The organism is Novosphingobium mangrovisedimenti, assembly GCF_025153475.1.
Classification (GTDB): Bacteria; Pseudomonadota; Alphaproteobacteria; order Sphingomonadales; family Sphingomonadaceae; genus Novosphingobium; species Novosphingobium mangrovi_A.
Window position 1 is genome coordinate 163006 of record NZ_JANZXA010000008.1, and the last position, 12496, is coordinate 175501.

Genomic DNA, 12496 nt, shown 5'->3' on the forward strand with positions numbered 1-12496 from the left:
CCGGCGCAAGGCCCGCTATGCGAGCGAGGAAGCTGCGCTTGAGGTGGCTGCCAGGGCCCCCTTCCCACTGCGCCCCTATCGCTGCGCGTTGTGCCGGCAGTATCACCTCACCAGCCGCACCAAGGGGATGAGGCTGCCGCGTTTCGAAATCGAACGGCGGCGCAAACTCAAAGAGCCAGCACCATGAACTGGTTGTGCAGGCTGGGCTGGTAGTCGGCAAAAGCCTCGCAACTGACGAAACCCGATCGCCGATAAAGCTCGATCGCCGGTTCGTGCAGCGGCGCGGTACCGGTTTCCAGATAGAGTTCACGATAACCGCGCTGTCGTGCTTCGGTGATGACGTGGTCCATCAGGGCCCGGCCCACGCCGGAACCGCGCGCCGATGGGGCGGCACGCATCGATTTGACTTCACCCGTACCGGTGCCGAGATGCTTCAGGGCCGCAAAACCCGCCAGGTATTCATCCCGCCAGGCTGTCCAGAACGTCACATCCGTGGAAGAAAGCCCGCTCGCATCCAGCGCGAAAGCATGCTCCCCCATCACGCTGCGAAGCTCGTCCAGATGAAAAGCCAGCAGCGCGGAAACGTGGGGCGCGGCAGGATCATCTTGCCTGATGTCCACCGGGTATTCTTTCTGCCCGGTATTCGTTCTGCAGCGCGCCTTCAAAGCGTCGTGAAGATCGCGCCGAAGTCCTTGCCGCCATTGCCGGCCTCGACGAAGGCCTTGTAGATCTCCAGCGCATGCTCGCCGAGCGGGACCGTCGCACTGGCATCGTGCGCGCCGTCGATGGCCAGCCCCAGGTCCTTGAGCATCAGTGCCGAAGCGAAACCGCCCTGGTAGTCGTAGTCCGCCGGGCTGGTTGCGCCGACGCCCGGAACCGGGGTGTAGTCGTTGAGCGACCAGTTGTAGCCGGTCGACTTCGAGCTGATCTCGTAGAACTTCTGCGGCGCCAGCCCGGCCCTCTTGGCCAGCGCCATCGCCTCGCAAGTGCCGATCATGTGGATCGCCAGCAGCATGTTGTTGCACATCTTGGCAACCTGGCCGCTGCCGATCTGCCCGGCGTGGATCACGGCCTTCGACATCGGCTCCAGCACCGACTGCGCCTTGGAGAAGGCCTCGGACGTACCCCCGACCATGAACGTCAGCGAGCCGCCGCTGGCCGCCGCGATACCGCCCGAAACCGGGGCATCGACCATGGTATAACCGGCATCCTCGGCAAGCTGGGCAACCTCGCGCGCGGTGGCGACGTCGATGGTCGAGCAATCGAGGAACAGCGCGCCCACGGGAGCCTTGCCGATCACTTCGCTGGTATAGACCGACTTCACGATCTTGCCGTTGGGCAGCATGGTAACGACGGCATCCGCTTCGGCAACGGCTTCGGAAACGGTCGAGAACGGCTGACAGCCGTTTTCCTTCGCCTTGGCCAGCGCATCTTCCGACAGATCGAAGGCGTGGACCTTGTAGCCGGCGGTCACGAGGTTCGCGGCCATGCCGCCGCCCATGTTGCCAAGGCCGATGAATGCGATCGTCTTCATGTCATTCTCCCAGGAGCCGTTCCGGTTCGAGCCGTCCGTCTACGGCGCATTGCGGAACCAGGCAGCCAGCCAAAAGGCCAGCTGCGGTTCGATTGCCGTCAGCGGCCCTTCCAGACGCCCGGACGCTTCTCGACGAAGGCCTTCATGCCCTCGGTCTTGTCCTCGGTGGCGGTCAGCACCTGGAACATGCGGCGCTCCATGATGAGGCCGGTGTCGAGCGTGGTCTCGAAGGCCATGTCGACGAGCTCCTTGTTCATCATCGCGGCGAGCGGCGGCATCGCGGCAATCGCCTCTGCCGCCTTCATGGCTTCTTCCATCAGCTGGTCGGCCGGAACCACGCGGCTGACGAGCCCCGCACGCTCCGCCTCGGCGGCGTCCATCATGCGGCCGGTAAGGCACATATCCATCGCCTTCGACTTGCCGACCGCGCGCGTGAGGCGTTGCGAGCCGCCCATGCCCGGTGCCACGCCGAGCTTGATTTCGGGCTGGCCGAACTTCGCCTTTTCCGAAGCGATGATGAAGTCGGACATCATCGCCACTTCACAGCCGCCGCCCAGCGCGAAACCATTGACCGCCGCGATCCAGGGCTTGCGCACCATCTTCACGAGCTGGTTGGTCCAGCCCGAGAAGAAGTCCTGCGAATAGAACTCGGCCCCCGACTTGTCCGCCATCTCCTTGATGTCGGCGCCGGCGGCGAAGGCCTTGTCGCCCGCCCCCGTGACGACCGCGCAGAGCTGCGAGGGGTCCGCCTGGAACTTGCCGAACGCGTCGATCATGTCGGCCAGCACTTGCGTATTCAGGGCATTGAGCGCCTGCGGACGGTTGAGCGTGATGAGGGTGACGGCACCCTTCTGTTCGACCAGAATCGTTTCGTAGCTCATAGGGCCTTCCATTCCTCTTCGGTGGGGAGCGGCGCGAAGATCGCGTCCAGCATATCGTCGGTCACGCCTTCAGGCGTGGCGGGGTTCCATTTCGGCTCATTGTCCTTGTCGACGATCACCGCCCTCACGCCTTCGGCGAAGTCGGGCAAGATGAGCACGCGGCTGCCAATGCGGTATTCCATCGCCATGTTCTGGGCGAAGGTTTCCAGCTTTTCGGATTCGGCAAGCTGGCGCAGCGAGACCTTGCAGGCCTGCGGGCTCTTGGTGCTGAGCGTTGCCAGCTCCTTCATCGCCCACCCGCTGTCGTCGGCCTCCAGCGAAGCCAGCACTTCCTCCAGCGTATCGAAGGCGAAATGCTTGCGGATCGCATGCTCATGCTCGGCAATCGCCGGTTCGGGCGGCGTGACGGCCAGCGCGCTCAGCACGCCGGCGATCTCGTGCCCGGCAGCAATACGATTCTTGGCTTCCTCGAGCGCCTCGCTCGGCAGGTAGTGCGTGGCAAGGCCCGCCCAGAGGCATTCCTCGCCCTTCAGGCGCGCGCCGGTGAGCGCGAGAAACTGGCCCATGCGCCCCTCGAGCCGCGAGAGATACCAGCCGCCGCCCACGTCCGGGAAAAGGCCGATACCGGTCTCCGGCATGGCAAAGCGCGTGTGTTCAGTCGCCACGCGGTACCTGGCGGGCTGCGAAATGCCGACGCCGCCGCCCATGGTGATGCCATCCATGAAAGCGACAATAGGCTTTCCATAGGTGAAGAGCAGATTATTGAGCCGATATTCCTCGAAGAAGAACTGGCGGCCGGAAACGCCGCCATCGTTCAGTGCGGACTGGCGCAACAGGTTGATGTCGCCCCCCGAACAGAAACCGCGTCCTTCCGAATGGTCGAGGATCACGACTTTCACTTCGGGATCGGCGGCCCACTCGGTGAGGATCTCGATCATGCCCTGGCACATGCCCAGCGTCAGGGCATGGATGGCCTTGGGGCGGTTCAGCGAAATGACGCCCGCGATACCCTCGCGGCGGATCAGCAGTTCATCGGTCATTACTTGAGCAAGTCCCTGCCGATGATCATGCGCATCACCTCGTTGGTGCCTTCGAGGATGCGATGGACGCGCAGGTCGCGCCAGAAGCGCTCGATCGGATAGTCCTTGAGGTAGCCGTAGCCGCCGAACATCTGCAGCGCGCGATCGACCACCGAGGAGCCGGTATCGCTCGCCATCATCTTGGCCATGGCGGCGAAGCGCGTCTTGTCGTGCGTCTTGTGGGTGACCTTGTCAGCCGCGATGTAGAGCAACGCACGCGCCGCCTCCAGCTCGGACGCCATCTCGGCAAGACGGAACTGGGTGTTCTGGAACTCGGCGAGAGGCTGGTCGAACTGCTTGCGGTCCTTCACGTACTGGATCGCCTCGTCGAGACAGCGCTGCGCCCCGCCCAACGAACAGGCCCCGATATTGAGACGACCACCGTCGAGCCCGGCCATGGCGAACTTGAAGCCGTCCCCTTCCGCGCCGACGCGGTTCTCGACCGGCACACGCACATCCTCAAAGATTACCTGCGCGGTGGGCGAGCTGTTCCAGCCCAGCTTCTTTTCCGGCGCGCCGAAGCTGAGGCCCGGCGTGTCCTTCTCGACCACGAAGGCCGAAACACCGCGCGACTTGTGCTCCCCGGTGCGGGCCATGACGACGTAGACATCGTTGTAGCCGCCGCCCGAGATGAACTGCTTGGTGCCATTCAGCACATAGTGATCGCCATCCAGCTTCGCGCTGGTCTTGAGCGCCGCCGCGTCCGAGCCCGAGCCCGGCTCGGTCAGGCAGTAGGAGCCGATCTTCTCCATCGTGCACAGATCGGGAAGATAGCGGTCCTTGAGCTGCTGATCGGCAAAAGTATCGATCATCCAGGCGACCATGTTGTGGATCGAGATATAGGCGCTGGTCGACGGGCAGCCATAGGACATGGCTTCCATGATCAGCGCCGCATCGAGCCGGCCGAGACCGATGCCCCCGTTTTCCTCGGACACGTAGATCGCGCCGAAGCCCAGCTCGCCGGCGGCCTTCCACACGTCGACGGGATAATGCGACTTCTCGTCCCATTCCGCGGCGAACGGCGTGATCATGTCGGCGGTGAATTTCCGCGCGGTTTCCTGAATCGCGATCTGATCTTCGGTCAGCCCGAACTGTTCGGTCATCTCAGCCCCTGTTCCTGTCATCTCGGCCTCTCATGGGCACTTCGTGTACGTAAGCGGTTTCGGTGCGGCTTCCGGCCCGGTGTCCTCGCGAACGAGCGTCTTGCCGCCGTCGGGTGACGACAACGTGACGTCGAGCACCCAGCTTTGACCTTCGCCGGAAAATTCGAATGCCGCAGTGATCATGTCCTTGTCGCGGGCCTTGATGAACCCGAGCGTCGCGGCGGACTCGTAGAATGTGAGCGCATCCTCGCTCACTGTCAGCAGCCCCTTGGCATCGCCCTTCGTGCTGGTGCAATCGGCGGGAACCAGTCCCCAGCGCCCCCGCAGGGCTTCGGGAATAGTGTCGTCCGCCGCAGCCTGTTCCGCGGACACGCCACCTGCCTGCGCCACGGCCTCGCTGCTGGCCGTGGCCTCCGGCGCGGGACTCCCGCCCGAACAGGCGGAAAGCGCGAGGGCTAGCGCGACGGGGGCAAGCGCGGCAGGGGCTATCAGCGGGATGGTCTTCATCGGTCTTCTCCTTTGCAGGTCCGGATGAAACCCGGAACGCTTCCAGGCCCATCCGGTTGCCGCAAAAGTATCAGCCGACCAGATCGATGATGTCCTTGCCGAACAGGTCCTCGTCGGAGGGGAGCACCTTGTGTTCGGGCAGCGGCTTGGAGACCCAGGTCTCGTTGATGAGGTCGCGCCAGGTCACGTTGTTGTTGGTGGCGTTGCCGCCCCACGAGCCGCAGCCCAGCGAGAAGGTCTGGCGCATGCCGTTCCACAGATTGCCCGAGTTCGAGGCCGACTGCGGCTGGTTCACCATCACGCGGCTGGTCTTGGTGTGCATGGCCAGCTTCATGATGTTCTCGTCCGAGGTCGAGTAGATACCGCAGGAGTGGCCCTGGCCCTGATAGGCCTGGATCGCATTGGTCAGCTCGATCGCCTCGTCGAGGTCCTTGGCGCGGTAGAGCGCCATGGTGACGGTCATCTTCTCGCCCGAGAACGGATGCTCCTTGCCGGTCCCGACTTCGGGAACGATGAAGAAGTTGGTGTCCTTCGGAATCTCGAAGCCGGCATAGTCGGCGATGAACTGCGGCGACTGGGCAACGACCTTGGCGTTGATGTGCTCGCCATCTTCCCAGATCGCGTTCTGCAGTCTGGTCTTGTTCTCACCCTCGATGATGAAGCCACCCTTCTCCTGAAGCTTGGCCAGCATCTTGTCGTAGATCGCATCGAGCAGGATCACGGCATTGTCCGACGAGCACGAGGCCGCGAAGTCGAGCGTCTTGGAGATCAGGATCTTCTCGGCCGCGTCGTCGAGGTCGGCCGTGTCGTCGACGGTGATGACGGCATTGCCCACGCCCACGCCCAGCGCCGGAGTGCCCGAGGAATAGGCCGCCTTCACCATCGGCGTGCCGCCGGTGGCCAGAACGCGGTCGCACTGCTTCATCACTTCGTTGGTCTTCTCGACCGAGGGCTGCTCGATCGGGATCACGAGGTCGGCCGGCGCGCCCATCTTCACCAGCGCATCGCGCATCAGGTTGCAGATCTTGGCATTGACGAACTTGGCGCGCGGGTGCGGGCAGATGATGACCGAGTTGCGGCCCTTCACGGCGCTGATCGCCTTGATGACCGGGGTCGCCTCGGGGTTGGTCGAGGGCGACAGCGCGCCGATCACGCCCACCGGCTTGGCGATCTTGACGAGGTTGCGCTCGCGATCTTCCTCGATCACGCCCACCGACTTGTCGTGAATGATGTCCATCAGCGTGGCGCGGGTCTTGATCGAGATCTTCTTGAACTTGCCCTCGTAGTTGCCGAGCTGTGTTTCCTCGACGGTCTCGCGGGCGATCTCTTCATCCATGCCGGGCTTGCACACGGCATAGACCATGCCCTTGATCCAGGTGTCGACCTGCTCCTGGGTCGCATTCTCGATCTGCTGCTGCGCTGCCCGCGAACGCGCGATCAGTTCCGCGACTTCGGCAGCAACGGGGCTCTCAGCGGTAAGTTCAGCGGTGGCCATGTCCTTCTTCCCTTGGCTTTCTGCGCGCCCCGGCTTGTCGGGCCGCCGCAGGTCACATGATTTCCGATCGCCCGACACCGATGCAGTGGACGATCCCATTCGTTGTGTCCCCTGCACTTTTGGAGACTTGATGGCAAGCAATTTAAGCGCGCGATTAAACTTAGTGCAGCGGCAATCAGATACCGAATTCCAGTTGAGACGCGGCCATTCGATTTGAATAACAATGCAAGGCAGGATTCCATAGAGGGTACTTGCTCTGTAACCCCGAAGAAGGCAGGAAGCATGCCGATATCGCGATGGCGTAAGTGTTCCGATATGCTGCAAATGTTTCACCATGGCGAACATTGAGCTATTCGGAACGAAACTGATATTCGCCGTCGTACCGTAAGGCACTGTCAAAGGGAGACCATTGCACGTGAGTGAAACAACCATCGATCCGGCCGCTTTCCGCAAGGTGCTCGGAAGCTATCCCACCGGGGTCTGCGTGATCACCGCTCTCGACGGGGAAAAGCCGGCGGGCATGGTTGTCGGCACGTTCACGTCGGTTTCGCTCGATCCGCCGCTGGTCGGCTTCTTTCCCGACAAGTCTTCCACCTCCTGGCCGCAGATCGAGAAGACCGGGCATTTCTGCGTCAACGTGATGGGCAGCGACCAGCAGCAGGTGTGCCGCGCGGTTTCCGCCAAGGGAGACGAAAAGTTCGTCGGCGTGGAATACGTCGTTTCGGACCATAACCTGCCGATCATCGCCAATTCGATCGCCTGCATCGAATGCCGCCTCTATTCGGTCACCGAAGCGGGCGACCACTGGTTCGTGCTCGGCGAAGTTCTGCGCATGGAAACCGTGCGCGAAGACGATCCGATGCTGTTCCATCGCGGGCGCTACGGCGGCTTCGCCGAATGCATGTGACCGCATGATCGCCGAGGCGGCTTGACTTCCCCTCGGTGGATGCTGTTCAGGTGTTCAACAGCTGACGCATTCACTTCGGGAGAGAGCTTCCACATGACACGTTCCCTCAACGGCCGCGTAGCGGTTATCACCGGTGCCGGTTCGGGCATGGGCCGCTCGATGGCCCTGCGCCTTGCCGAAGACGACGCCAGGATTGCCATCTGGGACATCAACGGCGCGGGCGCAGAGGAAACCGCGCAAATGGTGCGCGATGCCGGCGGCACGGCCATCGCCATCGAAGCCGACTGCTCCGACAAGACCGCCATCAAGGCTGCCGCCGACCGGACCCGCGCCGAACTCGGCAAGATCGCCATCCTCGTCAACAACGCCGGGATCGCGCCGTTCACGCCGTTCCTGGACATCACCGAGGAACTGCTGGAGCGCGTTCTGCGGGTCAACCTGATGGGGCCGTTCTTCGTCACCCAGGAATGCGTGCCCGACATGATCGAGGCCAAGTGGGGTCGGATCATCAACATCACGTCGTCCTCGGTCCAGTCCGGTTCGGCCCTGCAGACGCACTACACAAGCTCCAAGGGCGGCATGCTGGGCTTCACCAAGTGTCTCGCCATGGCTCTGGGCGAACATGGCATCACGGCCAACATGATCCCGCCCGGATCGATCGACACCCCGATGCTGCGCAGCGCCGAGATCATGCAGCAGCCCGGCGCGATCGAGGCCTATGGCAAGGCGCTTCCGGTCGGCCGCATCGGCACCGGCGAGGACATCGCCGCCGCAGCCGCCTTCCTCGCCTCGGAAGAAGCCGGCTACATGACCGGCCAGACCATCAGCGTGAACGGCGGCCGCTACATGGGTTCTGCCTGACACCAGCCAAATCGATACGCCGCCCTTGCAGCATGCGTGGGCGGCGCTACCAAGGGGCGGTTATGACCGCCCCTTTTCGTATCCGGCTCGATAGTGCCACCCTCGTCGGCGAACGGCGCGAGGGGACAGGCCTGCCGCTGGTCCTGACGCATGGTTTCGGCGGTTCCCGGCACGACTGGCAGCCCGTCATCACCGCGCTTCCCGAGAACCTGCCGCTCATCACCTATGACCAGCGCGGCTTTGGCGATTCCACTGGCGAGCCGGGCGTCGCGTTTTCGCACGGCGAGGATCTTCTCGCATTGCTCGATCGCCTCGGGATCGCGCAGGTCGATCTTTGCGGCATGTCGCAGGGCGGCGCCCTGGCGCTCAATTTCGCCCTCACCCATCCCGAGCGCATCCGCAAGCTGGTGCTTGTAAGCCCCGGCATGGTCGGCTGGTCATGGTCTGAAGAATGGATCGCGCACTGGAAGCAGGTCGGCCGCGCCGCTCGTGCGGGGGACATGGACACCGCCCGCGAAATCTGGTGGCAGCACCCCTTCTTCGCATCGACCCGCGAGAGCGAGGCCGCCCCGCTCCTTCGCGCCTCGATCGAAGCCTTTCATGGCCAGCAATGGGTTCAGGACGACCAACGCCGCGAACTGCCCGATGTCGACCGCCTGACCCACCTTGCCACGCCCACGCTGCTGCTCACCGGCGGGCTCGACGTGGCCGACTTCCGCCTGATCGCGGAACTGATCGAAGGCGCCGGACAGAACGTGGCCCGCATCGACCATGCCGATGCGGGCCATATGCTCATTCTCGAAATCCCCGGCACGATCGCCGGGGAAATCGCCTCTTTCCTCAGTACTTGAAGCTCAGCTCCAGCCCGTAGGTACGCGGCTCGCCCACGGCCGCGGCATTGTGGCCAAGCGCGGCGGCGAGCGTCATGCCGCCCACGAAATAGGCCTTGTCGGTCAGGTTCTTGGCGAACAGGGCCGCCGAGAAGTTCGAACCGGCAATGTCGGTCCAGTCGAGGCGCGCATGGACGAGCGCATAGCCCGGCAGGCGCGTACCCGGCGCGATAGAAGCCGCCGCGTTCGAGAAGTACTGCGCCGACTGGCCGTAGACCTCGCCGCGCAGCGACACGTCGCCCATGTTCTCGCCCACCGGCACCGTCACCTGCGCATAGGCGGTTCCCGAGAACTTCGGTGTGTCGCCCACAGGCCCGTAGGAATAGGGCGTGCCGAACAGCTCGATGTTGCCATCGGTGAACTTGGCATTGGTGTAGGCCATCGAGCCACCCACTTCGAGCCACTGGGCAGGCCGCACATTGCCCTGCGCCTCGAAGCCCCAGATGCGGCTCGACGGCACATTGGCGGTCACCGCGATCGAGGCGAGGCCGCCCGGACCATCGGGATCGGGGAACTCGACGCGCTGGACGTCCTGGATCCACTGCACGAACACGGCACCGGCGAAATTGGCCGGACGCCCGAAGACATCGCCCGAATACTTCACGCCGCCTTCGATGTCCTGCGTATGCTCGGAATCGAACAGGTTACCGCCGCCCGTCGCCGTGGCACTGACCGGCGGCGCCGCGCCGTTGAAGCCGCCGGAGCGGAAGCTGCCGCGCGTCTTGAGATAGGCAAACCAGTCGGGCGTGACCTTGTATTCAAGACCGACTTCCCACGACGGATCGGAGAAGGTCTTTTTTTGATCGGGCGCGCCGAACGTGTAGGTCGCCAGCGGAAGCTGCTCGATCGACACGCGCTCCCAGGTGTAGCGCAGGCCGCCGGTCAGCTTGAGATCGGGCATGACCTCGTAGGACAGTTGGCCATAGAGCGCGTCCGTCTTGTTGCGGATACGGAAGTTGTTGGTGACATAGCTCGGCGCGAGCACCGGCGAGACGTCGAAATAGGTCTGCGGCCAGAGCGTGTCGCTGCGCTGGCGCTGCATGTAGTAGCCGACGATATATTCCAGCTTGCCGTCCAGCGCGTCGCCGAGAACCTGCAGTTCCTCGGAAACCGAGCGAACCTTGAGCTGGTTGCCGTACTGGTCGGCCTCGGCATTGGCGGTGAGGATGGTGACGAAGGGCGCGCCAAGCTGCGGCTGTTCGGAACGCGTCTTCGAGTTCGAATAGCCGAAGATGTTGCGCAGCGTCGCCCCCCCGCCAAGGTCGACCTCGGTCGTGTTGGTCACGAACCAGTCCTTGCCGTGATGGCTCGCCCCGCCCGGATGGCGGGTCTTGTAAGGCCCGATGCGGCGCTGTTCGTTGACGTAGTCGATCAGGCCCGGCGCATAGGCATCCGGATGCGCGGCCAGATAGGCATCCCACAGGCCGTCCACGCCGAAGGCTGCATCGAGCCCCGGACCGAACAGCAGGCCGGCGCTGCAGGTGAGCGCGAAGCCGTTGTTGGTGTCACCGCAGGAATAGACGCTGTAGGTGTAGGATGCGCCCGTGTTGGTACCACCGGTCTTGGTGTACTGCGCCATGGTAGTGTTGGTGATGCCGTCGGCAGGCTTGATCGTCAGCGTCACGCGGCCACTGTCGCGCTTGATGTTGCCCAACCGCTCGTTGTTCAGCAGGTTGCGGATATAGCCGTCCTTGCGCACCGTATCGAAGGCGGCGCGCAGCATCACGGTATCGTCCACCAGCGGCACGTTCAGCATGCCCTCGACTTCGTGCATGGCATAGTTGCCGACGCGGCCGCGCAAGGTGGCCTTGAGGTCGTTGACCGGCTTGGCCGAATTGTAGAGCACCGCGCCGCCTGTGGCGTTGCGACCGAACAGCGTGCCCTGCGGTCCCTTCAGGACCTGCACGTTTTCAAGATCGTAGAACGAGGATGCGCCGTTGATCGTCAGCGGCACTTCGTTGAGATAAGCGATCACCGCCGAAGGCGAGCCGGAGAAGGTATCCGCCGTCTGCCCGCGGATCGAGTAGGTTAGCGAGTTGTTGCCCTGCGTCTGGCGGATCGTCAGGCCCGGCGCGACCGTTTGCAGGTCGGAATCGGTGTGTACGCCGCGCTGGATCAGGTCGTCGTTGCTAAGAGCTGTGATCGCGGACGGAACCGTCGAAAGCGTTTCGTCGCGGCGGCGGGCAGTGACGATGATTTCGCCGCTGGACACGCCCTCCCTGCTTGCTTCCTGCGCATGGGCGATGCCCACGCCCGACAGGCACGTACCTGCCGCGAGCACTGATACGATCAGTTTCCTCATGGTCTTCCCTCCTGTTTCGGCGTGTTCTTGCGACGCGCCTTCATTGGTCTTGCAACCGGCCCCGTGATCCGGGGTCTGGAATTTCTACGGTGCCGCCATCGCCGCCGCGCGCGCATCCATGATGTCGCGCAGATGGTTCACCGGATCGCCGACCGTCACGCCGCCCTCGACCGGGAGCACCGCGCCGGTCATGTGGCGGGACTTGTCGCTGGCCAGGAACAGCGCGACATTGGCGACGTCCTCAGGCTCGCCGCGCCGCTTGATGAGCTGGTTCGACAGGTAGACGGCGTTCACGCCCTCCTCGATCCGTGCTGCCAGGCCGCTGTCGGCGCCCTTCTCCCTGAACGAGGAGAGATCGGTGCGGACATGGCCGGGAACGATGCAGTTCACGCGAATGCCGTACTGCGCCAGATCGATGGCCGAAGACTTGCTGAACTGGATCAGCGCCGCCTTGGAAGCACGGTAGGTCATCATCGCCATGCCCGCGAGCATGCCCGCGATCGAGGAGTTGTTGAGGATGACCCCGCCCTTCCCGCTCGCCTTCATCACCCGCGCGGCATTGCGCGTGCCAAGCATGGGGCCCAGCACGTTGACCCGCATGACGCGATCGAAATCGTCGAGCTTGTCGTCGAGGAAGCTGGGGTAGGCGCCGCAGGACATGCCCGCGTTGTTGAACAGCACGTCGAGCCCGTCGAAATGCTCCACCGCCAGATCGACGACGGCCTGCATGTCCGCTTCGCTGCCGACGTCGGTGTGCTTGTACACCGCTGCATCGCCAAGGCTGGCGGCCAGCGCTCCGCCGGCTTCATCCTGAATGTCGGCGATGACCACTTTCGCACCCTCGGCCGCGAAGAGTTCCACCGTTGCCTTGCCGATGCCGCTGGCGCCGCCGGTGATGATGGCGACCTTGCCGACCAGTTCCTGTGCCACGTCTGCT

At 63.7% G+C, this 12496-nt stretch carries 12 protein-coding genes; 3 read left to right on the forward strand and 9 right to left on the reverse strand.

What is annotated here, in order from left to right; translation table 11 throughout:
* Positions 1 to 167 precede the first annotated feature (167 nt).
* The 7 genes from NZK81_RS13155 to NZK81_RS13185 form a co-directional block, all read right to left on the reverse strand.
* Positions 168 to 665, reverse strand: coding sequence for a GNAT family N-acetyltransferase (locus NZK81_RS13155; RefSeq protein WP_311202094.1), 498 nt, complete (start codon positions 663 to 665; stop codon positions 168 to 170).
* Complete coding sequence (gene mmsB / locus NZK81_RS13160; RefSeq protein WP_260046550.1) at positions 662 to 1534, reverse strand: 3-hydroxyisobutyrate dehydrogenase; 873 nt, start codon at positions 1532 to 1534, stop codon at positions 662 to 664. Before mmsB ends, NZK81_RS13155 begins: the two co-directional genes overlap by 4 nt.
* A gap of 98 nt (positions 1535 to 1632) precedes the next feature.
* Entirely contained in the window at positions 1633 to 2415 is a 783-nt protein-coding gene (locus NZK81_RS13165) for an enoyl-CoA hydratase-related protein (protein ID WP_260046551.1), read from the reverse strand.
* The gene (locus NZK81_RS13170) at positions 2412 to 3455 is read right to left on the reverse strand and encodes an enoyl-CoA hydratase/isomerase family protein (protein ID WP_260046552.1); all 1044 of its coding nucleotides are present in this window, start codon (positions 3453 to 3455) and stop codon (positions 2412 to 2414) included. Before NZK81_RS13170 ends, NZK81_RS13165 begins: the two co-directional genes overlap by 4 nt.
* On the reverse strand, positions 3455 to 4597 hold the full coding sequence (locus tag NZK81_RS13175; RefSeq protein ID WP_260046553.1) for an acyl-CoA dehydrogenase family protein: 1143 nt from the start codon (positions 4595 to 4597) through the stop codon (positions 3455 to 3457). The genes NZK81_RS13170 and NZK81_RS13175 overlap by 1 nt, the downstream gene beginning before the upstream one ends.
* A 30-nt stretch (positions 4598 to 4627) precedes the next feature.
* The gene (locus NZK81_RS13180) at positions 4628 to 5104 is read right to left on the reverse strand and encodes a hypothetical protein (protein ID WP_260046554.1); all 477 of its coding nucleotides are present in this window, start codon (positions 5102 to 5104) and stop codon (positions 4628 to 4630) included.
* Between the two features lie 70 nt (positions 5105 to 5174).
* Positions 5175 to 6599 (reverse strand): aldehyde dehydrogenase family protein, encoded by a 1425-nt coding sequence (locus NZK81_RS13185; protein WP_260046555.1) that lies wholly within the window; start codon positions 6597 to 6599, stop codon positions 5175 to 5177.
* A gap of 415 nt (positions 6600 to 7014) precedes the next feature.
* Here NZK81_RS13185 and NZK81_RS13190 point away from each other — a divergent pair, with 415 nt between their 5' ends.
* The 3 genes from NZK81_RS13190 (at position 7015) to NZK81_RS13200 (ending at position 9218) form a co-directional block, all read left to right on the forward strand.
* The gene (locus NZK81_RS13190; protein ID WP_260046556.1) at positions 7015 to 7506 is read left to right on the forward strand and encodes a flavin reductase family protein; all 492 of its coding nucleotides are present in this window, start codon (positions 7015 to 7017) and stop codon (positions 7504 to 7506) included.
* A 93-nt stretch (positions 7507 to 7599) separates the two neighbouring features.
* Entirely contained in the window at positions 7600 to 8367 is a 768-nt protein-coding gene (locus tag NZK81_RS13195) for an SDR family NAD(P)-dependent oxidoreductase (protein WP_260046557.1), read from the forward strand.
* Between the two features lie 62 nt (positions 8368 to 8429).
* A complete protein-coding gene (locus NZK81_RS13200) occupies positions 8430 to 9218 on the forward strand; it encodes an alpha/beta fold hydrolase (protein ID WP_260046558.1) in 789 nt (262 codons plus the stop codon).
* On the opposite strand, the gene NZK81_RS13205 is transcribed toward NZK81_RS13200, so the two are convergent.
* Together NZK81_RS13205 and NZK81_RS13210 are read right to left on the reverse strand one after the other, a co-directional pair.
* A complete protein-coding gene (locus NZK81_RS13205; protein ID WP_260046559.1) occupies positions 9208 to 11559 on the reverse strand; it encodes a TonB-dependent receptor in 2352 nt (783 codons plus the stop codon). The genes NZK81_RS13200 and NZK81_RS13205 overlap by 11 nt on opposite strands.
* Before the next feature lie 84 nt (positions 11560 to 11643).
* Positions 11644 to 12489: an SDR family NAD(P)-dependent oxidoreductase gene (locus NZK81_RS13210; protein ID WP_260046560.1), complete on the reverse strand. Its 846-nt coding sequence runs from the start codon at positions 12487 to 12489 to the stop codon at positions 11644 to 11646.
* Positions 12490 to 12496 lie beyond the last annotated feature (7 nt).

What these genes read in the sequence shown, in the direction of transcription:
- mmsB (WP_260046550.1), bottom strand. Translation starts at nt 1,534, where the DNA reads ATGAAGACGATCGCATTCATCGGCCTTGGCAACATGGGCGGCGGCATG.
- NZK81_RS13165 (WP_260046551.1), bottom strand. Translation starts at nt 2,415, where the DNA reads ATGAGCTACGAAACGATTCTGGTCGAACAGAAGGGTGCCGTCACCCTC.
- NZK81_RS13170 (WP_260046552.1), bottom strand. Translation starts at nt 3,455, where the DNA reads ATGACCGATGAACTGCTGATCCGCCGCGAGGGTATCGCGGGCGTCATT.
- NZK81_RS13175 (WP_260046553.1), bottom strand. Translation starts at nt 4,597, where the DNA reads ATGACCGAACAGTTCGGGCTGACCGAAGATCAGATCGCGATTCAGGAA.
- NZK81_RS13180 (WP_260046554.1), bottom strand. Translation starts at nt 5,104, where the DNA reads ATGAAGACCATCCCGCTGATAGCCCCTGCCGCGCTTGCCCCCGTCGCG.
- NZK81_RS13185 (WP_260046555.1), bottom strand. Translation starts at nt 6,599, where the DNA reads ATGGCCACCGCTGAACTTACCGCTGAGAGCCCCGTTGCTGCCGAAGTC.
- NZK81_RS13195 (WP_260046557.1), top strand. Translation starts at nt 7,600, where the DNA reads ATGACACGTTCCCTCAACGGCCGCGTAGCGGTTATCACCGGTGCCGGT.
- NZK81_RS13200 (WP_260046558.1), top strand. Translation starts at nt 8,430, where the DNA reads ATGACCGCCCCTTTTCGTATCCGGCTCGATAGTGCCACCCTCGTCGGC.
- NZK81_RS13205 (WP_260046559.1), bottom strand. Translation starts at nt 11,559, where the DNA reads ATGAGGAAACTGATCGTATCAGTGCTCGCGGCAGGTACGTGCCTGTCG.